Here is a 25,336-nt window from a genome sequence, read left to right as displayed (position 1 = left end):
AGGTGAAGGGGAGGACCAACATGCCGAGCCAGAGCCGCCTGCCGTACTTCAAGCCGTGGGATGCCGCCTTTGTCTTCCTGCTCCTGGGGGTGCATGGCGCCGCCGGGTACGCCGTGAGCGTGCTCGGCATGCGGGGGCTGCTCTGGTTCTGGGTGGCGTACGAGTGCCTGCTGCTCTTCACCCACCTGCCCTTCCCGTTCTCCAACACCCTGTACCGCGCCGCGAGCTGGCTCTACGGCAACGTCAATCCCACGCTGTACTGGGGCCTGGAGACCGCCTCGGCTGTCTTCGCCTTCGCCACCGTGGGTGCTCCCGTCTTCGTCCTGCTCAATTCCCTCACCCACGGCCTGTTCCTGGCCAGGGCCTACCAGCACGGCGCTCTTCGCAGCAGCCGGTTCTACACCCCGCCCCACAAGACCCCCCGCATCAACGCCATCATCACCTTCGACAACCTCTGCCACCTCACCTGTCTCTGGTTCTACCTGCGCTTCGCCCTGCACGACGCGACCACCGCCACCGGCGTGGGGCTGGGTCTGCTGGCGGGGGTGGGCCTGCTCACGGCCTGGTACCACCGGGGGGAGGTCCAGTGGGGGCACTTCTTCCACTACCTGAGGCTGGGACTGGCCCCCACCCGCCGCGGGGCCTGAGGCCGGCTCCTCTTGAGCCGTGAAACGATGGAACCTCATCGTTTCACGGCATGAAGTGTCGAGGAGGCCCTCTCCGCTGCCGATGAGGACCGACGACAGTCCCCCTGTGACGCCTGGGGGTCTGGTCATTCGAGCCTCATGGCGCCAGAGCCACAGGGCCGTGGCCTGGGTGCCAAGGCCTACCGCCAGGTAGAGCCCGTGCAGCCAGTGGAAGGAGCGCAGCATCGCCATCTCCGTCACGATCCACACCGTGAGCGCGCTCCCCGCCCCCAACGCGAAGACTTCGCCCCACCTGTGGCGCCGAAGGGCCAGTGCGCCCGCCGCGAGGTTGGGGATGCCCACTCCCGAGAAGAGCAAGAGCCCCGGCACGAAGAAGTCACGGAACGGGGCGTGTTCGAGCACCGACAGCGGTACCGTGAACCCCGGCGCGCCGCCTTCGGGCCAGCCGAACAGCTCGATGCCGCCCCAGGAGGCGGTGGCGCCGGTGAAGAAGCAGAGCCCCGTGAGCAGGCGGCGCGCGGTCCGGTGGGCACGGCCCGGCGGCGTGACGATGCCCTCCCGCTCCGCCCGCTGGCTCCGAGAGCGCGAGAGCAGGCGAGGGAGGCTCCGCGCCCTGGTGCCCAGCCCCGCCAGGGCGAGCGCTCCGCCGAGCCAGCGCACCATCTCCTCTCGTTCCATTTCAGCACCTCGCATGTCCTTCGTGGCTGCCAGCGGTGCCACGGCCGTCCACTGAGAAAATGGAACCCCAAGATGGGGAGGACAAGCCTGCGCGCTGCCTCGCCCGGGGAGGCGGGCGGACGCGCACTCCCTGCGCACGGTCCGCGGGGTGGATGACGCGGTCACTTCTGGTGGGACGAGGCTCGGGGCGGGGGGTGCTGCGCCAGCCAACGTGAGAGCTCGGCCACTTCGTGCGTCTGCTGCACCTGCTGGTAGTAGCGCAGGGCCTGGGTGGCCAGCTCCACCGCGCGTGCGCGCTCCCGGCCCACCGCCCACAGCGCACGCGCCAGGGCCTGGCTGGCCTCGGCCTTGTCGTCGTCCTGGCCCAGCGCCAGGGCACGCTCCAGCAACGGCAGGGCCTGCGCGAGCCGCCCGCTCGACCGGGCGAGCTCCCCCAGCCCCAGCAAGGGCAGGGCGAGCTGTGAGTGCTGGGGGCCCAGCTGCTTCTCGTACACATCCAGGGCGCGCTGGTAGTGGGCGCGGGCCTCGTCGTGGCGGCCCAGCTCCCTCAGCGCGTCCCCCAGCGCACACATCGAGAGGGCCGTGGAGGGGTGCTCGGGCCCCAGCGCCTTCTGCTTCACCGCCAGGGCGCGCCGCAGCAGTTCCACCGCCTCCCCGGCGCGCCCCATCAGGTGCAGCACGTTGCCCAGGTTGCCGAGGGTCCGGGCCGTGGAGGGGTGCTCGGGCCCCAGCGCCTTCTGCTTCACCGCCAGGGCGCGCCGCAGCAGGGCCACGGCCTCCTGCTTGCGGCCCACCTCGTCGAGCGCCAGCGCCAGGTTGCCCAGGGCCAGGGCCACGTCCGGGTGCTCGGGGCCCAGCACCTTCTCCCAGATGGACAGGGCGCGCTCGTACGGGCCCACCGACTCCGCGTAGCGGCCCGTCTCGTAGAAGAGGCTGGCCAGGTTGTTGAGCGAGGAGGCCACCTCCGGGTGCTCGGGGCCGAGCACCTTCTGCCGCAGCACCAGGGCACGCTCGTGCCAGGCCCTGGCCTCCTCCGGGTGGTCCATCTTCAGGGCGACGTTGCCCAGGTTGCTGAAGGTGGTGGCCACGTCCGGGTGCTCGGGGCCGAGCACCTTCTGCCGCAGCGCCAGGGCGCGCTCGTTCCAGGCCTTGGACTCCTCGTAGCGGCCCATGTCGTAGAAGAGGCCGCCCAGGTTGCCGAGCGAGGCGGCCACGTCCGGGTGCTCGGGCCCCAGCGCCTTCTGCCGCAGCGCCAGGGCGCGCTCGAGGCGCTCCCGGGCCTGCTCGTAGCGGCCCATGCGGTAGAGGGTGAGCCCCACGCTGCCGAGGGCGGAGGCCAGGGTGGCCTCGTCGGCGGCGCGCCGGGCGGAGACGAGCAGCGTCAGCTCCAGCTGCAGCGCCTCCTCGTAGCGCGCCTGCCGCTCCCCCACCAGCGAGCACAGCAGCGTCCACGCCCGCAGCACCATCCGCTCGTCGCGCGCCCCGGCCAGCAGCGGCAGCGCCTCACGCACCCGCGCCTCGGCCCCGGCGTAGTCCCCGGCCGCCTCCTGCAACCGCGCCAGGTGGTAGAGGGCCTCCGCCTTCAGTGGAGGCCAGGGCACCGCCTCCAGCGACGCGAGCAGCGCCTCGCCCTGGCGCACGCCCTCGCGGTAGCGGCCCGCCGCGTACAGCGCCGCCAGCGCCTCCAGCTCCATCCGCAGGGCCGCCACCCGGGCCCGCAGCGCCGCGTCCTGCGGGGGCGCCGCCCCCTGCGCCTCCGCGTCCGCGCAGGACTCCAGCGACTCCAGCGCCTGCACCGCCTGCACCGCCCTGGGCAGCAGCTCCGGGTCCGGACCTCGCGCGAAGAGCGCCGTGAGGGCCTCGAGGCGGCCGCGCCGCCGCTCCAGGCAGGCCTCCTCCTGCAGCCGCAGGCTGGAGGCGTTGCCCCCCCGCAGCGCCTCGCACACCGCCTGCCCGCGCCGCCCCCACTCGGAGGCATAGGCATCCAGGGCGGCGGCGGTGCGCTGGAAGGTGTCCTCCGCGTAGGCCAGCCCCGTCCCCAGGAAGGCCCGCCGCACCCGGGCCTCCACCGTCTCGTCCCAGACTCCCGCCAGCCGCCGCGGCATCTGCTCGCACCGGGGCCCCTGCTCCCGCTGTCTCAACCAGCCCACCGCGGCCAGTCCGCTCAGGGCCAGCACCAGCGCCCCCACCCCGGCGGCCCGCAGCCGGGCCCGGCTGCGCTGCTCCGGGTCATCCTCCAGCGCCCGCAGCAGCGCCCGCATGGAGTCCGGGCGCCGCCGCGGCTGCGCCTCCAGCCCCTGCCGCACCACCCGCCCCACCCAGGCCGGCACCTGCGTCTGCGCGGGCAGCGGGTTGAGCCTCCCCTCGCGCTGCGCCCGCATGCGCTCGGCCGGGGTCTTCCCCGCGAAGGCGGGCTGGCCATGGAGCGCCTCGTGGAGCGCCACGCAGAAGGCGAACATGTCGCTGCGCGCATCGGCGGCCTGCCCGTCGAGGATTTCCGGGGCCAGGTACTTGGGCGTCCCCACCATCCTGCCCGGCAGCGTCAGGGGCGTCTCCCACACCCCCGGGGAGGGCGTCTCGTCCGTCTCGTGCGCCTCCGCGGGCGGCGGGGCGTGCGGGCCGTCCACCCGGGCCACCCCGAAGTCCGTCACCCGCGCCCGCCCATCGCTGCCCACCAGCACGTTGTCCGGCTTGAAGTCCCGGTGCACCAGCCCCGCCTCGTGCGCCGCCACCAGGCCCCGGCCCGCGGCCACGTACATCGCCACCACCTCGCGCCAGGAGCGCGGCTGCTGCTTGCACCACGCCCGCAGCGTCTGGCCCTCCACCTGCTCCATGGCGATGTAGAGACTGCCGTCCTCCAGCGTGCCCGCGTCGTACACGGCCACCACGTTGGGATGCGCGAGGCGCGCCATGGCCTGCGCCTCCCTCAGCATGCGCGTCCTGTGCGCGTGGCCGCCGCCGGAGCCGCTCGGGTCCTGGTGCCTCACCTTGAGGGCGACGCGCCGGTCCAGCCGCGCGTCATAGGCGGACAGCACGACGCCCATTCCCCCCTGTCCCAGCAGCGCCAGCACCGTGTACCGCTCCGCCACCACCTGCCCGGGCGCCAGCACCGCGCCGCCCCGCGCCGGGGAGGGGCCCGGCAGGGGTTGTGTCGGGGCCTCCGGGGGGGAGCCCACCCGCCGCGGCCGGACGTCGGTCCGGGTGGACTCCTCTTGCGTGGCCTGGCCATTGCCGGGGGGCGTGCGTGGCTCGTCCATGCGTGTCAGCTTCACAGCAAGCACTCCGTCCTGGCAATCCTCACCGCCTCCCCGGCCGGCCCCTCACCGGGCGCCCGCCTGACGAGCGTCACGAGCTCGTCGACGGAGAAGAGGATGTCGCCGCCCAGCCCCATGTTCGCCGCGCCCGCCGGGGCGATGATGACGTCGGGCCGCAGGCGCTCCACGGCCTCCAGGCGCTCCTCCGTGAGCACCGCGTCCGAGGTGAGGTACACGCTCGGCTCGTCCGGGTGCGCCAGGTCGTAGCCCGAGACGGGCCCCATCAGCCAGGAGAGCAACCCGCGGCCGTGCCGGGCTGGGATGCGCTCCACCGCCATCCCCAGCGCGCCGTCGTCGAGCTCGTGCACGGTGAGTCCCTTCCTCCTGAGGTTCGGCGCGTCCACGCGGCTCGCCCACACGGGCAGCCCGCGCTCCTGAATCCACCGGATGCCCGCCGTGTCCAGGTGATCCGGGTGCTCGTGGGTGACGAGCACGCCCGTCACCTCCTCCAGCCACGAGTGCGTGCCGGGTGGCAACGGTGCTCTCCCAGTGTCAGCAGGGTGGTGGCATTGCGCAGGTGGCGGATCTTCATGGGGGGAACTCCTGTGAAGCGGGGTTTCCCCACGAGCGAGGGGCCGCGGGAACGGATGAAAGCTGGTATTCCTTGAGAATTCGGTATTGCCACCTTCGCGGCCATGGCTCGATTTTGTATCATCTGCCGCGGGCCCACATCCCATACCCGAGGAATACAACCATGAGACCTGCGCTGATTCGTTCTCCCCTTCGTGCCCTGCTGTCTGGAGTGATGCTGGCCGCCTGTGGCGGCGCTCCCGGGAGCGAGCAGGTGGCCTCCGAGGAGCCCGTGGGCACCCGGGAGTTGGCGCAGTGCGCCGGCACGAGCGTGTCCACCCTCACCATCCTGGGCGTCAGCTCCTACGGCAACGAGGTGGCCGGCAGTGGAAGCTGGGCGGTGTCCTACCCCGCCAACGCCATCCATCTGGACTACTACATCGACGGCGTGAAGATGAGCTCGGAAGAGCGCTGCAACGCCTCGGGAGGCCTGAGCTCCTGCACCGGCTCGGGGGATTGGAACTTCAGCTACGACCACACCGCGTTGAGCTGTGGCTCGCACACCTTCGAGGTGAGGGCCTATCCCATGGTGATCGACAGCGCCGGCAACCGCATCCAATGCCAGACGTCCGGCCCCAGGTCGGCCTCCAGGAGCTTCACCCAGTCCTGCCCCGGCGCCTCGCTCTCCTGCTCGCGCTCGGGTGACTACGTCGTCTGCGAGGGGAGCGGCAGTGGGGGCACCGGCAGCCCCTACACCCCGTTCTGGCAGCTCGAGGCCTCGTCCACCCAGAGCGATTACTACCTGAGCACCTGGAGCAGCGGGGATTGGAGCCGCTCGTATTACTGCCCTCCCACCTACGTCTATATTCCCTCCGAGACGCTGAACATCTCCTTCAAGGTGCGCGACAGCGCCGGAGCGGAGTCCTACTCCGTCGGCAGCTACGGCTTCACCTGCCAGGCCGGTACGTATTTCTATTACGACCCCGGCTTCGGCTGGTAGCCCTGGTGGCGCCTTAGTCTTCTTATCTCGTAAATCGAGAATTCGAGGTATGATGGCTCCTGCCCTCCGGCGATGATCGCCGCCGTGCAATTCCAGGAGCCACGTGCATGCAAACGAAACACAAACACCTCATGACGCTGTTGTCGGCCATGGCGCTGGCGGCCTGCGGCCCCCTCGAGGAGGAGAAGGACTTCGGCCTGAAGGACGGCCCGAGGGAGCTGGGGCAGGTTGAGGCCGAGCTGACGGTGACGCAGCAGCGCGCCCGCGCTGACGCCATCAAGGCGAACACGGCGCCCAAGGGCATCACCAACCCGCTCGTGTACGCGGGGGTGTCGTACCAGGAGACGGGGCTGGCGCATTGCTGGTCCGAGGCGACGTGGGCCTGTCAGGGCCCGTACTCGTCCGACTGTGGGGGGCCGGTCATCGCGGGCTCGGGCGACGGGGCGTGCTCCCTGCAGCAGGGCGGCCTGGGCATGTATCAGCTCGACTCCGGCACCTACTCCCAGACGCTGGCCCAGCACGGCAACGGCATCCTCAATGTCGCCGGCAACATCGACAAGGGCAGCAACTTCATCATCTACAAGGTCCGCTACTGCCCCAACACGCCCAACTTCAACAGCGACGCCGAGGTCATCGCGTGGATCAACTCGGCGACCCCCGGCACGGCCAACTACGAGACGTTCATGGCGGCGATGGCGTGGTGCTACAACGGCTGCGCCCCGGGCTCGACCTCCTGCAGCCATGAGACGATCAAGCAGAAGTACAAGGACTCCACCAGCTACCTGTTGAACACCTTCGGGTCGAGCTACTGGTACGGCGGCACCACCCCCACCACCGTCATCGTCGATGACAGGAGCAGCGGCTTCACCCTGCAGGGCCCGTCGTCCTACTGGAAGGAGGCGGCCATCGGCTACAACGGCCACATGTGGTGGACGTATGTGAATGGGACGACGCTGAGCAACTCCGCGCGCTGGACGCCGGCGCTGAGCGGCTCGGGCAGCTACACGGTGTCCGTGTACATCCCCAGCAACTACGGGACGACGCAGCAGGCCAGGTACCGCATCTACCACAACGGCATCAACGACTACGCCACGGTCAACCAGAACAACTATTACGACCAGTGGGTGACCCTGGGGACCTATACCTTCGCGGCCAACGGCACGGAGTACGTGGAGCTGGGAGACAACACGGGGGAGGCGGCCAGCTCCTACCGGATGATCGGCTTCGACGCGGTGCGGTTCGTCAAGAACTGAGAGCCGCCGCGTCCGGCCAGGGCTTCCAGGGGGGGCGCGGGGCAGGGCCTCGCGGCCCCCGCCCGGCGTGAGCACGCTGAAGAAACGAGCGCCCGGCGAGCGCGGGGCTCACCGGGCGCTGGAGACGCTCGGGCGGTGCGCGGCTCAGCGCACGCCGATGCCCCACAGGTAGTCCTCACCCACGTGCGTGCAGGTGGTGTTGTTGGCCCAGGCCCAGGGGCGGTTCCAGTCGTAGTTGGGGTCCTCGTACGCCGGAGAGGGATTGCAGTTGTATTCAATGGCGTAGTCGGCGATGTGGCCGCGGGCGGTGCCGCCCACGGTCCAATCCGTCACACAGGCCCACTCGGCGAACAGGGAGCCGTCATAGTTGTAGCCCACGCAGGCCTGGGTGATGTTGGAGTTCGAGGGGCCGTAGGAGCCCTGGTTGAAGGAGCGGCCCGGCTCGCCCAGCGCGTAGGGGGTGCTCGTCACCTGGAACTGCGAGCCATTCAGCGTCTCGGTGAAGTACTCCCCCGAGGTCTTGTTGAAGACCATGGTCTCGTTGAAGGGCAGGCACTGGAGTCTGCGCGACCAGCTCCCGGTGTCCGAGGGGGTGCCCCAGTTGCTCACGCCCAGGTTGGTGGTGGCCGAGGCGTGCTGCCAGCCCGGCACCGTCCAGCCGCCCTTGATGCCGTTGGCGCCCGTCTTGTCCATGTCGCAGTAGAAGGTGTTCTTCTGCGCGCCCTGGGTGCCGCACGGGTCCAGGAAGTAGTAGCCGCTGCTGGCCGCGGGGTTGCGCGTCTTCACCGCCTGGCAGCTCGCATCCGGGTCGATGTCCGGGTTCTGGATGATGAGACAGCCCGCGGGCTCCCAGTTGATGACGAAGACCACGTCGTTGAAGTCGTCATCCGAGCTGCCGCCGCGGTTGAGGTCCTCGTAGCCCATGACGAGACGCTGGGAGTCCGCGTGGCGGACGATGAGGGCGTGGCGCCGCTTGGCCGCGGTGGACTCGGGGTTGAGCGCATCCACCGTGTAGTAGGTGGGCCTGGAGAAGTCCACGGCGGTGCCATTCCAGCCATCGGCCACCAGGTAGAAGCCGATGCGGCTGCCCGCGGAGAAGGTGGTGTTGGTGCCGGAGCCGAGCAGGTAGCGGTTGCCCTGCACGAGCGTGCCGCCGCTGCCCTGGGCCGAGGCGTTCGCGAAGATGACGTTGGACTGGCGGGTGCTCAGCGGGACGCTGAGGGGAGGCTGCCCGTTCGGGTAGGTGAAGTAGCCCAGGGTGTTCTTGTAGCCGGCGCCCTCGGAGTAGAAGGACACCCACACCTTGCACAAATCCTGGGCCACCTGGAGATCCGGCACCAGGTTGGGAGGCAGCAGCTCGGGGTGCTTCAGCGGCACGGACTGACTCTCCTTGAGCGCGGCGGCGATGTCGTCCTTGAGCTGCTGGCTGTAGGTGTCATTGGGGGCGGCGGTCACGCCGGTGGGAGCCAGGGCCTGCTGCACCTGGCTGAGCTCCGGGGAGGTGCGGGGGGGGTCGCCCAGGGCGCCGCCACAACCCAGGCCCTGGAGGCCGGCCACCGCCAGCGTGCCTGCCATGAGACGGTTCTTGAGGCTCTTGTGCATGGATGTCTTCCTGTCTGCTCGAGGTTGCCAGAAGGGGGGAGAAGGAAACTCCGGGGCGGAGCACTGCGGGCCTCCGCCCCGGAGAGAGGGGGGGTGCTACTGGGAGGACACGGTGGCCGGGTAGGCGCGCGTGCCGGGGACCAGGCTCTTGGGCTCGCTCTGGCTCTCCCAGAAGAGCTTCATCAGCGTCGCCGTGCTCGAGTTCTTCACGTACTCGACCTTGACGGGCACCCGCTCACCGGCGCTCAGGCCCACCGGCGCGGAGGCCGTCTGCCCCGGGTTGGCCTGGGTGTCGATGACGAGCGTGTTCTTCACCCACACCCGGGCCGGGTGGTTGGCCTGCACGGAGAAGGTGTAGGCCTGCGCGTAGGCGGGGATGACGGTGCCCGTCCACCGGACGCTGAAGGCGTTCGGGTCGAGGATGTCCTGCGGGAGCGGGTTGTTGATGGCCCCGTCCAGGAAGAGCGTGTACTCGGAGCGGGTGAACTCGAAGGTGTTGAAGTTGGTGCCGTTGAAGTAGTCCGCCAGCAGGCCCTGGCCCACGCCGGTGCCGGCGGGCGAGGGCAGGACGCGGACGGCCACCGGCTTGGACGTCTGCGTGAGCGCCACCGTGCCGGCCGTGGTGGTGACGGTGGCCGTGGTCCGGGCGCTGAAGGTGTACACCCCGGCGGAGGCGAGGCTCACCGGCCAGCGGTAGGGAGGCGCCGTCTTGGTGCCCAGGCTCACGCCGTCCTGGAACAGCTGGATGCCGTCGAGGGAGGCGTACAGGCCCAGCGCCTCCACGTCCACCAGGACGCTGGCGGGGGCCAGGTACGAGGTGCGATCCATCGGGCTCTTGATGCGCACCGCCACCGGGCTGTTGATGGCCGGGGTGAGCATTCCGCGGGTGAGCGTCTCCGTCCACCCGTCGGGCCGCGTCCACTGCAGCTGCACCTGGGCGCTGCCGGTCCCCTCGAAGTACTCGAGCATGATGCTGTAGCGCTTGCCCTGCTCCAGGTAGATGGAGCCCTTGGAAATCATGCTGACGGGCACGTTCCAGTTGTCGATGATGCGCTTGCCATTGACGTACAGGCGCACCCCGTCATCGCTCGCGAGGGTGAACTCGTAGCGGCCGGTGTAGTTGATGCCGCTCGGGGTGGAGACGTCGCCCGTCCACCGCACGGAGAAGTTGTCCGCGTTGACGGAGACGCCAGGCGAGCCGGTGCCCCAGTTGAAGCTGAAGGGCGTGGTGAGGACGCCGGAGGGATCGATGCGGTTGAGCGCGAAGGGCTCGGTGAAGGTGGTGTTGTTGTAGTAGCGGCCGTTGAGCCCCTTGGGAGGCACCGTGCAATCGCCCACGGTGTTGCAGGCCGCGGAGTTCAGGCCGCACGAGGTGCCGGAGGGGCGGACCACGTCCGTGCCGCAGGTGGTGCTGGAGCCGTTGCACACCTCCTCGAAGTCGCAGACGCCCTTGGCGCTGCGGCACACCGTGCCGGCCACTGCGGCGCCGCAGGTGCCGTCCGCCGTCGCGCCCGCGAGCCGGCTGCAGGCCTGGCAGTCCGCGGCGTCACCGCCACCGCACGCGCTGTCGCAGCACACCCCGTCCACGCAGAAGCCGCTCAGACACTGCGCGCTGGTGGAGCACGAGGCGCCCTGCGAGTAGCCGATGGAGAAGGTGCCGTCCGCCTTGGAGCCCTTGTAGTTGATGAGGAACTGGTTGGTGTTGGGATCCTTCTTCGCGTAGCCGTTGTAGGTGGCGGTGAAGGTCTGCGGGCCGAGCGGCGCGCTGGCGGGCACCGGCCAGTTGTAGGCGAACGTGCCGTTGGCATCCGCCTGCACCGTGGCGATGACGGCGCCTCCCGAGTAGAAGGTCACCGAGCCCACGTTGAGGAAGTTGCCCGTGGAGTCCAGCTTCACCTTGGCCGCCAGGTTGACGGAGGTGCCGGGCGCGAAGACGGAGCCGTTGACCGGCGAGAGGATGCTGGTGGTGGTGCTCAACCCATTGGCATCCGGCTGCGGCGGGATGAAGACGTTGAAGGTCACCGCCTTGTCCACCATGCCGCTCTTGGTCAGGTAGGACACCTTGACGGACACGGGGATGATGAGGCTCTCGGGAAGGTTGGCGGGCAGGGTGACGGTGACGACGTCCGTGGCGGAGCTGCCCGGGGCGAGGGTGAGCGAGGGGTTGTTGTGGCTGATGACCATGCCCGGCCAGCTGCCGCTGGGCACCAGCGTATAGGTGTTGAGGGTGTAGCCGGTGTTCGTCACCGTGACGTTGAAGCTGGTGGTCTGCGGCGAGGAGATCAGCGGGGCCAGCGTCACCGAGGGCGGATCCAACGTCACCCGCATGTTGAGCGAGCCGTAGCAGGCCATGGCCAGCGTGGCGAAGGTGCTGGGCACGTCGCCGCCGAGCGTGGTGCCGTTGGGACGCGTCATCTTCCAGCTCCCGTTGAGGCTGGCGTTGCCCGTGGCACAGGAGTTGTTGGCGCTGGTGCACTGCTGGCTGGCCAGCCAGTTGAGGGCGTTGAACACCGTGGCGTTCTGGTCCGAGCGCACGTCCATCAGGCACAGCGAGTAGAGCGCCACGCCGGTGGAGTAGATGTTGGGGCTGCCGTTGGTGGTGTCACCCCAGCCGCCGCCGCTGTAGCGGTTGAGCAGGTCATCCCGCATGGAGGCCACGCTGACGTCGGTGTTGGGGGTGCGGCCGTCCTGGATGGCGCCAATGGCGGCGAACGCCACCTCCGCCGACCGCCAGCCGCCGTTGGAGCGCACGTACTGGCCCACCACCGAGTCCGCCAGGCCGCGCAGGAAGGTCTTGTAGTTGTCCCGCTGCAGCGGGGGCAGGCCGGGGGCCGAGTCCAGCAGCGCCCGGGTCGCCAGCGCGAAGTAGGCGGTGGGCATCTGCCAGCCATAGGTGACGGGGTCCGAGCCGTGATCCTGCGGCACGTACACGCTGCTGACACCCTGGAGCGGCTTGCCGTCCATCGGGTTGTTGAACCGGGTGCCGGCGGTGGCGCCAATGGCCCAGTCGATGACCTTCTCCACCTTCGTCTGGTGCACGGTGCTGTCGAACTGCGTGTAGCCCGCGAGGCCAAACGCGTTGTAGGCGGACTTGATGAAGGTGTGGGAGCCCGCGCCGTGCGTCCAGTAGCCGGCCGGCAGCTGCTCATTGGCCAGGAAGTTGGCCAGGTAGCCCGTGCCGTTGACCGTGCTGGTGTTCACCGAGTAGCCCGTGTAGGCACCCAGCGAGCCGGCATAGAGGGGCGCTCCCACGCGGTGGCAGGCGCCGCAGCCGTTGCTCTGCGTCCACGCCACCGTGTCTGGCACGATGAAGTCCAGGCCGCGCTGGGCATACTCATCCAACTCCTGGGCGGTGAGGGCCGCCTGGACCCGCCCCACCTCGCCCGCCTCTTCCACGGCCCCTTCCCCAGCCCCCTGCTCCATGTCCGCGGGGTCGCAGCCCCACAGCGTCAGGCCCATTGCGAGCGAGGCCATGGCGGACCACCTGCTCCAGTTCGTTTTCATGCGTCTTCTCGTCTCCCTTGGACTCACGCTTTCGCGCGATTTCCGGTGGGCTAACAGAGAAGTCCGGAGTGCGGCGATGACAGCCGATGACAGCGGGGGACGGGAAGCTAGGGAGGAGCGGAGGGGGAGCGCCCGCCGCAGCGCGCCATGTCCGAGAGGAGGGAGAGGAGCAAGGGGTGGCGGGGGCCGAGGGCGTGGTGGCGGATGAGGCGGGCCCGCTCCCAGACGGGGAGCGCGGCGGCGCAGCGGCCCTGGCGCGCGTGGAGCTGGCCCAGGAGGTGGAGGGTGGTGGCCAGGTCCGGGTGGGAGGCGGGCAGGGCGCGCTGCTGGAGCTGGAGGGCCTGGTCGAGCACACGCCGCGCGCGCTCGGGGCGGCCCAGGTGGAGCCAGGCGAGGCCCTGGGTGGTGAGGAGGTTGGCCTCGAGTGGCGCGGCCGGTGGGAGCCCCTGGCGGCGCAGCTCCTCGAGCGTCTGGTGCAGCAGCTCGCGCGCGCGCCGGGGCTGGCCCTGGGCCACCCGCAGCCTGCCCAGCAGGTTCACCCCCTCCAGGTAGGGCGGAGCGGCGCGCTCGCGCGGCCCCTCCTCCAGGGCCAGCAGCTCCGTCAGCGACGCCTGGGCCTCCTCGTGGCGTCCGAGCCAGAACAGCGCGTGGGCCCGGACGAGCTCCCCGAGGCGGACATGGGTGTGACGGGCTCCCAGCTCCGCGCGCAACGGCACCAGGCTGGCCTCCGCCTGCGCCAGCGCCCGGGCGTACTGCCCCAGCTCCACCAGCACATGGGCCTCGTTGAGGCGCAGCAACAAGACCTTCGGGTGCTCGGCCCCGAGCTGCCGCTCGCCCAGGTCCAGTGCACGCGAGAGCACCTGCCGCGCCAGCGCGTACTGGCCCATCATCTTGTGCGTGGCGGCCAGGTTGTTGAGCAGCGTGGTGCCGGACAGGCGCTCGCGCCCCCTGTGCCGCTCGTACAGCGCGAGCGCCCGCTGGAAGTGGGTCAGCGCCTGGGCATGCTCACCGCGGTCGAAGGCCCTGCCGCCCTCCGCCGTGGCCAGCAGGGCGCGCAGCTCCTCGCGCCCCGAGCGGAGGATGGCCGCCTCCGCGCGCTCGCGCAGCTCCTCGCGCTCGGTGTCCACCTGATACATCAGGCTCAGCGCGTAGGCCGCCACGCCGTCATGGTGGCTGGCCTCGGCGGCCCACACGGCCTGGCCCAGGTGCTGGCGGGCCGGCTCGAGCCGCAGCAGCGAGAGGCAGGCCCGGCCGCGCAGCAGCTCGAGCTCGGCCCGCAGGGGCAGGTAGCCCAGGGCGAGCACGTGCCCGGCCTGGGCGCTGGCCTGCCGCAGGGCCTGGCCGTAGCGCCCGGCGTCGAGCAGCACCTGGGCCCGGGCCAGCTCGTGCCGCAGCGCACTCACCTGGCGGCGCGGCCCGGGCGCGTCCGGCAGCGGCTGCGCGTCGAGGAGCGCCTCCACGTCGGCGCACGTCTCCAGCTCCGGCAGCTCCCGCAGGGCCTCGGGGGCCGCGCGCACCAGGGCCCTGTCGCCCTGCTGGAGCAGCTCCACCAACGCGGCCACGCTCCGCAGCCGCCCCTCCAGGCACGCCATGCGGTGATCCAACAACCGGGAGGACTGCACCTGGCGCACGTGGGTGGCGGCGCAGGCCTCCGCGTAGGAGGCCACCCAGCGCGTGGTATAGCCCTCGAGCACCTGCTCCACGCGGGCCCAGGTGGCCTGGGCGTGGGGGCCGCCGTGGGTGAGGATGGCCGAGCGGGTGCGGTCCCTGGAGGGCTCGTCCCAGATGCCGGCGAGCCGGTGCGCCCCGTCCTCGCAGGGGGCCGGGGAGGTGTGCTCGCGCAGGCTCCAGGCGGCGGCGAAGCCTCCCAGGTGCGTGGCCACCAGCGCGCCCGCGAGCAGCCAGCGGCGCCGGGGGCGGCGCGTGTGCCGCCGCAGCTCGGCCAGCAGGGCCTGCATGGAGGGCCAGCGCTCCCCGGGCGCCGCGCGCAGCCCGCGCACCACCACCCGGTGCACCTGCGCGGGCACCTCCGTCTCCAGTGGCGGCGGCAACCACGCCTCCGCCCGCTTGAGCATGGCCAGCCGCTCCACCTCGCCCGTGCGCTCGAAGGGGCGCTGGCCGTAGAGCCCCTCGTACAGCGCCACGCAGAAGCTGTACTGATCGCTCCGGGCGTCCACCTCCCGCCCGGGCTCGTGCTGCTCGGGCGCCATGTAGGCCCACGTGCCCGGAGCCGGGCCCGGGGGCGCGCTGCCCACCCCCGGCTCCTCCCCCAGCAGGGCGATGCCGAAGTCCAGCACCCGCACCCGCCCGTCCCCGCCGAGCAGCACGTTGTCCGGCTTGAAGTCGCAGTGCACCACCCCCACCGCGTGCGCCGCGGCCAGGCCCTCTCCGGCCCGCGCGTACACCTCCACCACCTCGTGCCAGGAGCGCCGCCCCCGCTTCAGCCATGCCGCCAGCGTCTCCCCCTCCACCAACTCCATGGCGATGAAGAACTCCTCGCCCACCACGCCCGCGTCGTACACGGTGATGATGCGCGGATGGGACAGGCGGGCGAGGGCCCGCGCCTCGCGCAGCAGGCGCCGCTGCTCGCCGAGGCCGGGGCGCAGCACCTTCAGCGCCACCTTGCGTCCCAGGTGCGGATCCCACGCCGCGTATACCAGCCCCATTCCGCCCGCCCCCACCAGCCCCCGCAGCTCGTAGCGCCCCAGCCGGTGTCTTGGCTCCAGCTCCCCACGCCCCGTGGCCCCTCCACCGGCTCCCTGCTCCGTGGGGCCTGTCTCCAGCCCGCCCGTCGCCTCCCCCAGGAGTCCCTCCTCCTCCCTGTTGTCTTCATCCGGGCCGGACATGGAGCTCTCCTGACGAGGGAGGGGTCAGGTGCCGCCCGCCGAGCGGAAGGAGAGCCGTTCCGGAGGCAGGCCGAAGCGGAGCTGGCCGGTGCTGCAGCGGCGCTCGATGAGCCGGGCGGCATCCTGGAAGCCGAGCGAGGCGATGAGCCGGCGGGCGCGGGACAGCTGGGTGTTGAGCAGGAGGCGATCCACGGCGAGCATGGCCTGGAGGGCCCTCGGGTAGATCCACCCGGCCTCCTGCGGGGGCAGGCGGCTGGCCTCGTCCACGCGGAGCCGGGCGAGCAGGAGGAGGGCGTAGTTGTGGGCGCGTGCGGACAGGGAGTGGTCGGCGCCATTGCAGGAGAGGGTGAGCTCCACGTGCTCCTCATCGCGGCTGACGGTGAAGCGGACGAAGGCGTGGCGGAGCAGGAGCGGGGGCGGGTGGAGATCCGCGGTGCGCTCGAGGACGAGGGGCAGGTGCAGGCGCCAGCGCAGGCCACCGGCTTCCACGAGCTGCCCGTCCTCCACGGGGGTGAGGCCCCGGGCGGACTCGGCCACCCAGCCGTGCTCGGCGCCGACATACACGCGCAGCTCGGGCTGCTCCGCGCCGGGCAGGAGCAACAGGCCGTCCTCCGCGAGCTGGCGCACGTTCGTGTCTGGCTGGGAGGCGGACGCCACGGGGGGCGTGTCCTCCACCAGGCGCCAGGGGTCCTCCTGGTTGCCAAAGGCCAACAGCGCCGCGGGCTTGAGCGGCAGGGGCAGGCCGGGCTGGAGGTGCTGGTTCTCGAGGAAGGTGCCGTTGCGGCTGCCCAGGTCGCGCACGAGCCAGGAGTCACCGTCCCAGTAGAGGCTGGCGTGCTCGCCGGACACGCGGCTGTCGGTGAGCCGCAAGCTGCTCGTGCGCGAGCGGCCAACGAGGCAGCGCGGCTCGAGCAGATGCCGGCGGTGACTCGCGAGGTGTTCGATCAGAGCCATGGGGCCGGGGACTATAAGGGACCGCCAGGGCGATCGCGCGCGGCCGCGGACTGTCTGACGCGGCGCTGACGCGGCGCTGACGCGGCACTGACGCGGCGCTGACGTGGCGGCCCGGGCCCGTTGGGTCCGCCACGTCATCCCGCGTATCGCTACTCGTCCGCGTCCAGCACCCCGTCCGCGTCGCGGTCGATGCCCATGCGCTTGCCCGTACCCGGCGGCACGCCCATGAGCGTGAACTGCGATTGGCCCGAGGCCGCCAAGGACTGCAGTTGCGTCCAGCTCAGCGTGGGCGCGCCCGCCGCGTCCTGCTCATACACCCGGCTGAGCCTGTTGTAGAACAGGCCGCGCGCCACCCCGTTGAGCTTGCCCTTGACGATCAGATCGATCTTCCCCGCCTGGGCCTGCGACTCGAGCAGCGCCACGTCCGTGGTCACCGCCGCGCTGGTGGCGTTGGCCGCGCTCACCGTGCGCGAGTAGCCCACCGCCGGGGCCATGCCCGTGGGGAAGTTGAGCAGGAAGGCGTTGAGGTTGGCCCGGGCCGTGGGGTTGGTGGTGAGCGTGCCGAACACCGGGTGGGAGAGGAACTCGTCGAGGGTGGCATCCGCGCCGTCGTGCGAGAAGCCGTAGCCGCCCACGCTCTGGCCGCCCACCGTCTTGCGGAAGCTGTTCTTGTGGTACATGTTGCGCAGCTGCGCCGTCTTGAAGGGCTGCGTGGTGCCCAGCACCGTGCCCGGGAAGATGACCTGGTTGGTGCCCCCGTTGGTGATGGAGTGGCACTGGTTGCAGGTGAGGGTGCCGCGGAAGGGCGTGTTGAGGAAGAAGCTCTCGCCCGCGCGCGGATCCGCCCCGGCGAAGCTGGCCGGCAGCGTGTCATCCAGGTTGCGGTGGGGGTTGGGGGACATCCGCACGGTGAGGATGAAGTCGGTGAAGGCCTGCATGTCCGCCGCGGGCAGCACCGCGCCGCCCAGCAGCGAGTCGAAGGCGCCGTTGAAGTCGTTGAAGGTGGCCTTGTCCCCGCGCCAGTGCAGCGGCTCGGTGTTGCGCAGCCCCTTGAGCGTCTGCGTCGTCATGGGGCCCTTCATCGGGTGCATGCTGAAGTTCTGCCCGCTGTTCTGCACCGTCTGCATGCTGCCGCCCGGGTTGCCCAGGTCCCACGCCAGCAGATCCAGCTCCGCGTCCACGTGGCACGAGGCACACGAGCTGGTGCCGCGGCCCGACAGCATGGCGTCATACAGGAAGCCGCGCCCCACGCGGATGGCGGCCGGGGTGGGATCCACGCCGCCCACGTTCAGCTCCGCCACCGCGGCGGCGTTGGCCGTGTCCACCACCGAGAGCGTGTTGGAGATGCGGTTGACCACATACAGCGTGTTGGAGCTGGCATGCAGCGCCAGCCCGCGCGGGCCCCGCTTGGTGCGTGAGCTGGTGTTGGGGCCAATGGCCACCCGCGCCACCACCCCACCCGTGCCCGCGTCCACCCGCGCCACCCGATCCGTCCCGAAGGACGCCACCCACAGGTGCGAGCCCGAGCTCTCGAAGGCGAGGTCCGTGGGCTGCGCCAGCGCCGTGCTCCGCGAGGGGCTCGGGTTGAGCTCCACCGGCGTCACCGTGGGCGTGCTGCCCAGCACCACGCGGCTGATGCGGTTGGACACGAAGTTGTCGCGCAGGTTGGGCTCGAAGCGCACCAGGTTGCGCGCATCCGTGTTGGCCACGTACAGGTTGCCCGTGCTCGGCTGCACCGCCAGCCCCAGGTTCACCGTGCCCACCCGCGGCACGTAGCGCACCACCGACTGCGTGTTGGCGTTGATCTCCACCACGTCGTTGTCCGGCAGGGTGTAGCGGACGGTGGTGCTCCAGGTGGGATTCGTGGCGTCCACGATCAGCCCCACCTGCGGGGGGGCCGGCAGCAGGGGGTTGGTGGGCGCGGGAGGCGGCGGAGCCACCTCCTCGGGGATGATGGTGGTGCGGTTGCCCGACAGCGCGAACGCCGCGTACACCCGGTCTCCCGCCGCGTTCACCGCCAGCGCCCGCGGGTGCTCGCCCTGCAAGGGGATGGTGCCCACCAGCGCGCGCGTCGCCGCATCATACACCTTCACCTCGTTGCGCCGGGCCACCGTGACGAAGGCCCGCTGGGGCGAGCCCGCGAACACCACGTCCGCCGGCTCGTCCCCCACCCGCAGGGTGTCCACCACCAGCCCCTGGGACAGCGAGACGATGCTGATGCTGTCGGAGACGTAGTTGACCACCCACACCTCGTCATTGGTGCGGGCGTTGACGGACACCGGCTCCAGCCCCACCGGGATTTCCGCCATCAGCGCCGGTGAGCGCGGGTTGGACACGTTGAAGACGGACAGCCGCGAGTCGGCCGTGTTGGCCACCAGCAGCTTCGTCCCGTCCGGCGTCAGCCGCGCCGGGTGCACCTGCGGGCTCTCGAAGTGCTCGTACGCCGTCTGCGCCTGGGCCCGCTCCGCCCCCAGCACCATCAACGCCGCCGACAGAAATACCGCTTTCGCTCCTCGTCTCATGTGACTTCCTTCCTGGAGGTTTGAACTTGAATCACGGCTCACGGGCTGAATTTCACCGCCCGCACCGGCGTCTCGCGTTGAGTGGTCATCCCGTCTCCGAGCTGGCCGAAGACGTTGTCACCCCAGCCCCAGACGCTGCGGTCCTGCTTCAGCGCCATCGTGTAGGAGGAGCCCGCCTCGATGGCGATGACGCCGCCGAGGCCCACGGCCTGGACGGGCGAGGAGCGGTCCAGGGTGGTTCCATCCCCGAGCTGGCCGCGGAAGTTGCCGCCCCAGGACCAGACGGTGCCGTCACTCTTGAGCGCCACGGAGTGGTAGTAGCTGGCGGAGATGTAGCCGACGTTGCTGAGGCCCGGCACCCTCACGGGAGTCAGGCGCTGGGTGGTCGTCCCATCCCCGAGCTGGCCGCTGCCATTGTTTCCCCAGGCCCAGACGGTGCCATCGTCCTTGCGCGCCAGCGTGTGCAGGCGGCCGGCGGCCACGGCGACGACGCCGCTGAGGCCCGGTACCTGCACCGGCGTCAGGCGCCGCAGGGTGGTCCCATCCCCGAGCTGGCCGTTGGTGTTGTCTCCCCACGTCCAGACGGTGCCGTCCGCCTTGAGCGCCACGCTGTGGGAGTAGTCGGCGGCGAGGGCGATGACGTTGGTGAGGCCCGGCACCTGCACGGGCGTGGTGCGGCTGGTCATCGTCCCATCCCCCAGCTCGCCGTAGTAGTTGCTGCCCCAGGCCCAGACGGTGCCGTCATGTTTGCGCGCCAGCGTGTGCCAGCCACCCGTGGTGATCCGGGCGACATTGCCGATGCCCACCTGCACCGGCGAGGTGCGTTTGAAGGTGGTCCCATCCCCGAGCTGGCCGCTGCCGTTGTCGCCCCAGGCCCAGACGGTGCCGTCATTCCTCAAGGCCACCGTGTGGTGGTAGCCCGTGTCGAGCGAGAGGATGTTGCCGAGGCCCGCCGACACGGGCGTGGTGCTGTGGGTGCTGGTCCCGTTTCCGAGCTGGCCGGAGTAGTTGTAGCCCACGCTCCAGACGGTGCCGTCACTCTTCAGGACCGCCGTGTGGAACGCGCCCGCGGAGACCGCGTTGATGGTGGTGCAATATGAGGTGACGCTCTGGGTGAGAGACCTGACGTTGGCGTAGCAGGTGGTGCGGTTGCCGGAGCTGTCGATCACCATCGGCCAGGCCTTCACCACGAAGGTGTGCGGGACGCAGGAGACCCCCGACTGGCTGAAGTACCAGCCGCCGGAAGCGCCGGTGCGCTCCTCGCCGCTGTAGAGGGCACCATCCAGGTAGTACTCCAGGCGCACCGCGTTGGCGCCGCCGGAGACCGCCCAGTTGCCGCTGCCGGCCATCTCGCCCTCGTAGTTGCTGATTCCCTGCAGGCTGAGGGTGCTGACGCTCGTGCCGGAACACAGCGCCGCTTCCTGGGTGCCCAGGGGCTCCTCGCGCCCGTCCGGCGCGGTCTCGGGGGCGCCGCCACAGGCGGCCAGCAGCAGCCCGCCCAGCAGGGCGAAGAGGGGGGCGCGGACCAGATGTCGTTTCATCGGAGATTCCTTGGTGCGGGAAGCGGTGCGGGAAGCGAACCTCCCGGGGGGGAAACAGCGTGAGCAAGATATTGCAGAATAGCTGTTTTTTCAATGATTGATAATCTTGGGCGTATTTCCAGGAATGCCAGGGTGGAGAGGCTTCACGCGCGGCGCCAGGCCCGAGACAGAGCGGACCGCCCCCCCAAAGAAAACCAGATGGTCCGTATTTTTTATCGAATTCTCTTAATTTCGTATGTCCGGGTCTTGCGGTTTTCTCGCAAGATTGTGAAACTCCGTTGCTGTTGGGACGCGGCTACTGAAGTCATGGGTGTCCCAACAAGAGAAGAGCGGTTCCCCCCCCAATGAAGGAAGGAGTCCCCCCATGTCGAACGGACGTTTCACGCTGGGAAAGACCCTGGCGATGTGTCTGGCCTCGTCCCTGCTGCTCGCCGGCTGTGGTGAGAGCGGAGGCGGAGCGATCGATGGCCAACCCTACGTGGTGGATGGAAACATCGTCCTGATGAGGGACGGCGGGAAGTCGCCCGTCATCGATCTGGAGCTGGACGTCCAGGTGAGCTTCGGCGTGGCGGGGGACCGGGTGCTCTTCGGGGCCGAGCGGCAGGTGAAGGAGGGCACCGATGAGCTGGTGGGCTTCAACCTCTGGTCGGTGGGAGCGGATGGGAGCGGCGCGCGGAAGCTGGTGGATGGCCAGAAGGTGCTGAGGGCCATGTGGAGCCCGGAGCACCAGGCGGTCCTCTACTCCACCACGGACATGGAGGTGTTCCTCCTCAAGGGCGGCAAGAGCGAGCTGCTGGTGGGCCGGGCCACCTCGCCGGCCCTCTCTCCGGACGGCACCCGCCTGGCCTACGCGCGGCTGCCCGCCTCCTGGGAGCCGGGCAGCATGCCCGGGGCGTATGAGCTGCACGTGCTGGACCTGAGGAGCGGCGAGGACAAGGCGCTCACCCAGGGCCACGACGATGCCGAGCCGATGTGGACGCCGGACGGCAAGAGCCTGCTGTTCCTCTCGGGCGGGCGCACCGGGCTGACCTCGATGTGGCGGGTGGACGTGGACGGCGGCAAGCTGGCGCAGGTGACGAACATCGGCCGCGGCACGGTGGATGCTTCCTTCGTGCGCAACCCCTCGTCCAACACCGAGGTGTCCTGGTCGGCCGACGGCGGCAAGCTGCTGTACGGCACCCACTACACGCCGGAGGGCGAGGTGCTGGTGCTCGAGCTCGACGGCGCCCGGGAGCTGCGGCGGGTGGTCAGCCTCGGCCAGGGCCACTCGCCCCGGTGGGAGGCGGACGGGGACGTGGTGTTCGCGCGGCAGGCGGCGGGCCAGGTCACCTTCGTCGAGGCCAGCGCCACGGGTGGGCAGGTGAGGGAGCTGGCCACCACGGGCGGCAGCCTCGGCCTGATGGTGTCCGCCGCGGCCACCGGGCTCGCCCCGGATGCCAACGAGGGGCCGCAGACGGTGGCGTGCGGCGACGGCGTCAGCGCCATGCACGGCACCTCGGCGCGCTTCCGCTGGCCGCTCACCTACTGGCCCGGCTTCAGCGCCTACTACGACAACGACTCGGCCGGCGGCCTGAAGGACTGGCGCTGCGGCACGTACACGTACAACGGCCACCGCGGCACGGACATCCTCGCCTCCGCGGGCAGCAACATCTACTCGGGTGACAGCGGCACGGTGTCCGCGCGCAACGACGGCTGCGCCACCGTGGGCTTCGTGGGCAGCACCTGCGGCGGCGGCTTCGGCAACTACGTCAAGGTCAGCCACGGCTCCAGCTGGTTCAGCGTCTACGCCCACATGACGAACGGCACCGTGGCGGTGGCCCTCAACCAGGCCGTCTCCTGCGGCACCTACGTCGGCAGGTCCGGCAGCTCCGGCAACTCCTCCGGCTACCACCTGCACTTCGAGGTGCAGCGCTACGGCTACCCGTACGACGATCCGTTCGCCGGCAGCTGCAGCGGCACCGAGAGCTTCTGGACGAACCAGAACGGTGGCTCTCCGACCGCCACCTGCCACTGAGTCCAGGCGGCTGTCGCTCCCGCGGGCGTGAGTGTGCCCGCCCGCGGGTGCTCGAAGGTGGCGCCGCCGGACAGGGCGGGCCCCGGCACCGCGGACCCGCCCCGCCGGAACGCCCGCGTCAGGGCACGTTGAAGATGTTCGGCCGGTACACGCGGAAGCGGACAGCCTCCTTGAACTCGATCTGCACCGTCTCCAGCGACTTCTCGAAGGTGTTGACCGTCTGGTACGTCAGCAGCACCTTGTTGTCTCCCAGCGCGGCGGTGTCGATGCGCGTCACCATCATGAAGTGGTTGTAGCCGTCGCCGTAGAGGTTGGCGACCACCAGGTCTCCCAGCTGGAAGTTCACCTCGTTGACGATGGCGTCGCTCCAGGTGAACTCGCGGGTGCCATTGGGCAGGCGGGTGAACTCGATGCCCGCCGAGGTGGAGCTGGCGATGGCGTTCTGCGCGTAGGTCATGAGATCCGTCACGCCGGCCCACGTCGTGGTGCGGGCCGCGTAGGGCACGCCGTCGTACTTGAAGTACCACATGTCCGGGTTGAGGCCCCACTCATCCCAGAAAGCGGCCTTGTTGTTCCAGGTGAAGTCGATGTCCGAGTTGCGGGCGTAGAGGCGGCCCAGGAAGCCGGCCAGCATGGACTGGCTGATGAAGTTGGTGCAGTTGCCGCCGCCGGTGCCGCCGGTGCTGCTGGAGTAGTTGGGGAAGCGGTTGGTGCCCACCGTGGTGCCGTAGGGCGTGTTGACGTAGGTGCGCGCGTACCAGGCGGCCCGGCCCCCGTCGTACACCACGTCGCTGCCCACCACGCCCTGCAGCAGCGGCGAGGGCACGTCCTCCTCGGTGTCGTTCACCGCGTGGATGTACTCGTCATTGACGTGCAGGGTGATGGACTTGCCAGCCACCACCGTCATCGTCTGGTTGGAGAAGGTGGAGCGCTCCCCATCCTTCCGGATGATGGACGGCGTGCAGTAGTGCGCCGCGGGAAGCCGCACGGAGTCCTTCCCCGTCAAATCGATGCGCACCTCCTGCGCGCCCTCGGCGTCCCCACAGGCGCTCAGCTCGAGGGCAAGCGCCCCCTCGAACCTGCCCTGGAGATCCAGGTGGAGGGTGCCGGTATTCGCATCTCCGGCCTGGGCCTGCCCGGCGTCGGGCTCGCCGCCGCAGCCCGCCAGCAGGGCGGTGAGCGCCGCGGTGCAACCCAGTGTGCTGAACGTCTTCATCGTCGTTTCTCCTATGCGTCCCGTGAGGGCGCCAATTCATGGCGCGGCCGTGATTCAACCTGTTTCCAGGAAATGCCCTGAAAATGGGCCCGCAATCCCTAACGAGGTACCACCGGCGTGCAACCCGATGTGACTGGTTTTCACGAATGTGACGCTTCCGGCCCGCATCGAGGAATGCTTGACAATAATGAAATTCAATTGCATCTGTGGCGCGCCTTGCCCGGCAAGGTCTCACACCTCACTCAGGACACCTCATGAACACCCGTTCGCGCTTCGCTTCGCCGAGGGGCTGGCTTTCCGCCGCCCTGCTGATGTCTTTCGTCACCGCCTGTGGCGGTGAGCCCGTGCTGGAGGAGGGCGGCATCGCGGACGCACCCGAGACGTCGGCCGTGGACGTCACGCCGGGCGAGCGCACCGTGTCGGCCCAGGTGTATTACCATCCCATCAGCTCGGGGACGCTCACGTATAGCTCCTGGCAGCAGAAGTCGAGCTTCTTCAACTTCTTCGAGATCTCCTGTGGCGGCGTCCGCATCTCCTACGGACCCAGCAACGTGCAGTACAACCGCACCGTGCGCGCCAAGCTCTTCCGCTCCACCGACTCCGGCGCCACCTACACGAACGTCACCGTCAATGGCGGCAGGTCCTACGTGGACACCACCATCGCCCTGCTCTCCAACCTGACGCTGCAGCCGATGGAGCCGGATGTGACGGTCACCCACGCCACCTCGGAGCGCTGGTACGTGCTGCTGGAGCTGCTCAACCGGCGCACCACGGACAGCCAGGGCTGGAAGATCGACGGCCGCTGCGGGTGAGTGGACCGGAGGGGCGCGCGCCCCTCCGGCCCCGTCCCGGAGACGGCGTGTCTCCGGGGCGGCTTCAGCGCGCCTGGCGCCAGAACATGTTGTCGCTCGGCACCTCCGTGCTCATGCCGGCCCACTGGTACCAGGTGTAGGCGGAGTTCATCATCTCCCGCGTCCGCACGTCGGTCGTCTTGGCCGAGGCGGCGGTGCCCGTGCAGCTGTAGCCACCCGTGGAGAGGTCAAAGCACTCGGGCGGCGCGGTGTAGGCGAACGAGCGGAAGTACATGTTGGGGGCCGCCACATGGCGCGCCGACTGGTTCGTGTTGGGAATCCACTGGGGGATGAGCTCCGTCTGGCCAATCATGCCCGTCAGCGGGATGTTCGAGTCCCCGATGAAGAAGTCATTGATGTTGGAGGACTTGTAGCGCTCGAAGATGACGCCCCGGGCGATCATGTCGCCGATGTGCTCGCGCGCCACCTCTCCCGTCCAGCGGCCGCCCAGGTAGTCCTTGCCATTGTTGGACCAGAAGGGATCCATCAGCGCCACGCGGGTGGGCTGCAGGCGCGCGTTGATGCGTCCGGCCGCCACGTTGTCGCTCAGCATGTCGCCGGTGCGGTGCGCCATCTGCGCGCCCAGCGAGTGGCCGGCGAGGCGCAGGTGCGGGCCGCTGAAATTGGCCATGTTGGCGGTGATGGCGTTGTAGAACAGCTGGGCGGCGCTCACCGTGGGCGAGCCCACCGTGGTGTAGGTGCCGTCACACTGGCGCCAGCGCATGCCCTGCGGACCCGCGCCCGTCCAGATCTTCGTCTCCGCGTTCTTGACCTCGGGCTCGTCCGCGAACTGGTTCCAGTAGAAGATGCCGATGTTCCAGCCCGCGTTGATCCACGCGTCGGCCATGTTCACGTTGACGCCGTACGTGGGATCGTTCTCCGCG

At 70.1% G+C, this 25,336-nt stretch carries 16 protein-coding genes; 6 read left to right on the top strand and 10 right to left on the bottom strand.

The features are described 5' to 3' along the window. Nucleotides 1-20: 20 nt before the first annotated feature. Together VFZ09_RS42660 and VFZ09_RS42655 are read left to right on the top strand one after the other, a co-directional pair. Nucleotides 21-647: a hypothetical protein gene (locus tag VFZ09_RS42660; RefSeq protein WP_329733561.1), complete on the top strand. Its 627-nt coding sequence runs from the start codon at nucleotides 21-23 to the stop codon at nucleotides 645-647. Between the two features lie 334 nt (nucleotides 648-981). Beyond that, on the top strand, nucleotides 982-1,380 hold the full coding sequence (locus tag VFZ09_RS42655; protein WP_329733560.1) for a hypothetical protein: 399 nt from the start codon (nucleotides 982-984) through the stop codon (nucleotides 1,378-1,380). A gap of 106 nt (nucleotides 1,381-1,486) precedes the next feature. Here VFZ09_RS42655 and VFZ09_RS42650 read toward each other — a convergent pair whose 3' ends face one another. Both VFZ09_RS42650 and VFZ09_RS42645 read right to left on the bottom strand, forming a co-directional pair. After that, complete coding sequence (locus VFZ09_RS42650) at nucleotides 1,487-4,582, bottom strand: serine/threonine-protein kinase (RefSeq protein ID WP_329733559.1); 3,096 nt, start codon at nucleotides 4,580-4,582, stop codon at nucleotides 1,487-1,489. An 11-nt stretch (nucleotides 4,583-4,593) separates the two neighbouring features. Further along, complete coding sequence (locus VFZ09_RS42645; protein ID WP_329733558.1) at nucleotides 4,594-5,115, bottom strand: MBL fold metallo-hydrolase; 522 nt, start codon at nucleotides 5,113-5,115, stop codon at nucleotides 4,594-4,596. A 218-nt stretch (nucleotides 5,116-5,333) separates the two neighbouring features. On the opposite strand from VFZ09_RS42645, the gene VFZ09_RS42640 reads away from it, so the two are divergent. Together VFZ09_RS42640 and VFZ09_RS42635 are read left to right on the top strand one after the other, a co-directional pair. Beyond that, nucleotides 5,334-6,149, top strand: a complete 816-nt coding sequence (locus VFZ09_RS42640) for a hypothetical protein (RefSeq protein WP_329733557.1) — start codon at nucleotides 5,334-5,336, stop codon at nucleotides 6,147-6,149. Nucleotides 6,150-6,256: 107 nt separating this feature from the next. After that, nucleotides 6,257-7,402 (top strand): hypothetical protein, encoded by a 1,146-nt coding sequence (locus VFZ09_RS42635; protein ID WP_329733556.1) that lies wholly within the window; start codon nucleotides 6,257-6,259, stop codon nucleotides 7,400-7,402. Between the two features lie 144 nt (nucleotides 7,403-7,546). Here the strand turns inward: VFZ09_RS42635 and VFZ09_RS42630 are convergent, their stop codons facing one another. The 6 genes from VFZ09_RS42630 to VFZ09_RS42605 form a co-directional block, all read right to left on the bottom strand. After that, complete coding sequence (locus tag VFZ09_RS42630) at nucleotides 7,547-9,004, bottom strand: DUF4114 domain-containing protein (RefSeq protein ID WP_329733555.1); 1,458 nt, start codon at nucleotides 9,002-9,004, stop codon at nucleotides 7,547-7,549. A 96-nt stretch (nucleotides 9,005-9,100) separates the two neighbouring features. Next, complete coding sequence (locus tag VFZ09_RS42625) at nucleotides 9,101-12,478, bottom strand: PA14 domain-containing protein (protein ID WP_329733554.1); 3,378 nt, start codon at nucleotides 12,476-12,478, stop codon at nucleotides 9,101-9,103. A gap of 137 nt (nucleotides 12,479-12,615) precedes the next feature. After that, the gene (locus VFZ09_RS42620; RefSeq protein ID WP_329733553.1) at nucleotides 12,616-15,354 is read right to left on the bottom strand and encodes a protein kinase domain-containing protein; all 2,739 of its coding nucleotides are present in this window, start codon (nucleotides 15,352-15,354) and stop codon (nucleotides 12,616-12,618) included. Between the two features lie 24 nt (nucleotides 15,355-15,378). Further along, nucleotides 15,379-16,308 carry an FHA domain-containing protein gene (locus VFZ09_RS42615; protein ID WP_329733552.1) on the bottom strand — a complete coding sequence of 310 codons (930 nt, stop codon included), beginning with the start codon at nucleotides 16,306-16,308 and terminating at the stop codon, nucleotides 15,379-15,381. Nucleotides 16,309-16,457: 149 nt separating this feature from the next. Beyond that, nucleotides 16,458-18,830 (bottom strand): YncE family protein, encoded by a 2,373-nt coding sequence (locus VFZ09_RS42610; protein ID WP_329733551.1) that lies wholly within the window; start codon nucleotides 18,828-18,830, stop codon nucleotides 16,458-16,460. Nucleotides 18,831-18,868: 38 nt separating this feature from the next. Beyond that, entirely contained in the window at nucleotides 18,869-20,371 is a 1,503-nt protein-coding gene (locus tag VFZ09_RS42605; RefSeq protein ID WP_329733550.1) for a hypothetical protein, read from the bottom strand. Between the two features lie 364 nt (nucleotides 20,372-20,735). Between VFZ09_RS42605 and VFZ09_RS42600 the strand changes: the two genes are divergently transcribed. Further along, nucleotides 20,736-22,385: a peptidoglycan DD-metalloendopeptidase family protein gene (locus VFZ09_RS42600; RefSeq protein WP_329733549.1), complete on the top strand. Its 1,650-nt coding sequence runs from the start codon at nucleotides 20,736-20,738 to the stop codon at nucleotides 22,383-22,385. A 118-nt stretch (nucleotides 22,386-22,503) separates the two neighbouring features. Here VFZ09_RS42600 and VFZ09_RS42595 read toward each other — a convergent pair whose 3' ends face one another. Beyond that, on the bottom strand, nucleotides 22,504-23,601 hold the full coding sequence (locus VFZ09_RS42595) for an amidase domain-containing protein (RefSeq protein WP_329733548.1): 1,098 nt from the start codon (nucleotides 23,599-23,601) through the stop codon (nucleotides 22,504-22,506). 254 nt (nucleotides 23,602-23,855) lie between these two features. Here VFZ09_RS42595 and VFZ09_RS42590 point away from each other — a divergent pair, with 254 nt between their 5' ends. Next, nucleotides 23,856-24,413 carry a hypothetical protein gene (locus tag VFZ09_RS42590; RefSeq protein WP_329733547.1) on the top strand — a complete coding sequence of 186 codons (558 nt, stop codon included), beginning with the start codon at nucleotides 23,856-23,858 and terminating at the stop codon, nucleotides 24,411-24,413. A gap of 64 nt (nucleotides 24,414-24,477) precedes the next feature. Here VFZ09_RS42590 and VFZ09_RS42585 read toward each other — a convergent pair. Next, nucleotides 24,478-25,336, bottom strand: an 859-nt coding sequence (locus VFZ09_RS42585; protein WP_329733546.1) for a hypothetical protein, incomplete at its 5' end; no start/stop codon positions are given.

It is taken from the genome of Archangium sp. (genome assembly GCF_036277355.1).
Lineage (GTDB): Bacteria > Myxococcota > Myxococcia > Myxococcales > Myxococcaceae > Archangium.
Note: the sequence above shows the minus strand (reverse complement) of the source record. Positions and strands in the feature narration are given on the sequence as shown.

Coding starts and splice junctions, on each gene's coding strand:
- VFZ09_RS42660 (WP_329733561.1), top strand. CDS start 21: ATGCCGAGCCAGAGCCGCCTGCCGTACTTCAAGCCGTGGGATGCCGCC.
- VFZ09_RS42655 (WP_329733560.1), top strand. CDS start 982: ATGCCCACTCCCGAGAAGAGCAAGAGCCCCGGCACGAAGAAGTCACGG.
- VFZ09_RS42650 (WP_329733559.1), bottom strand. CDS start 4,582: ATGGACGAGCCACGCACGCCCCCCGGCAATGGCCAGGCCACGCAAGAG.
- VFZ09_RS42640 (WP_329733557.1), top strand. CDS start 5,334: ATGAGACCTGCGCTGATTCGTTCTCCCCTTCGTGCCCTGCTGTCTGGA.
- VFZ09_RS42635 (WP_329733556.1), top strand. CDS start 6,257: ATGCAAACGAAACACAAACACCTCATGACGCTGTTGTCGGCCATGGCG.
- VFZ09_RS42630 (WP_329733555.1), bottom strand. CDS start 9,004: ATGCACAAGAGCCTCAAGAACCGTCTCATGGCAGGCACGCTGGCGGTG.
- VFZ09_RS42625 (WP_329733554.1), bottom strand. CDS start 12,478: ATGGCCTCGCTCGCAATGGGCCTGACGCTGTGGGGCTGCGACCCCGCG.
- VFZ09_RS42620 (WP_329733553.1), bottom strand. CDS start 15,354: ATGTCCGGCCCGGATGAAGACAACAGGGAGGAGGAGGGACTCCTGGGG.
- VFZ09_RS42615 (WP_329733552.1), bottom strand. CDS start 16,308: ATGGCTCTGATCGAACACCTCGCGAGTCACCGCCGGCATCTGCTCGAG.
- VFZ09_RS42610 (WP_329733551.1), bottom strand. CDS start 18,830: ATGAGACGAGGAGCGAAAGCGGTATTTCTGTCGGCGGCGTTGATGGTG.
- VFZ09_RS42605 (WP_329733550.1), bottom strand. CDS start 20,371: ATGAAACGACATCTGGTCCGCGCCCCCCTCTTCGCCCTGCTGGGCGGG.
- VFZ09_RS42600 (WP_329733549.1), top strand. CDS start 20,736: ATGTCGAACGGACGTTTCACGCTGGGAAAGACCCTGGCGATGTGTCTG.
- VFZ09_RS42595 (WP_329733548.1), bottom strand. CDS start 23,601: ATGAAGACGTTCAGCACACTGGGTTGCACCGCGGCGCTCACCGCCCTG.
- VFZ09_RS42590 (WP_329733547.1), top strand. CDS start 23,856: ATGAACACCCGTTCGCGCTTCGCTTCGCCGAGGGGCTGGCTTTCCGCC.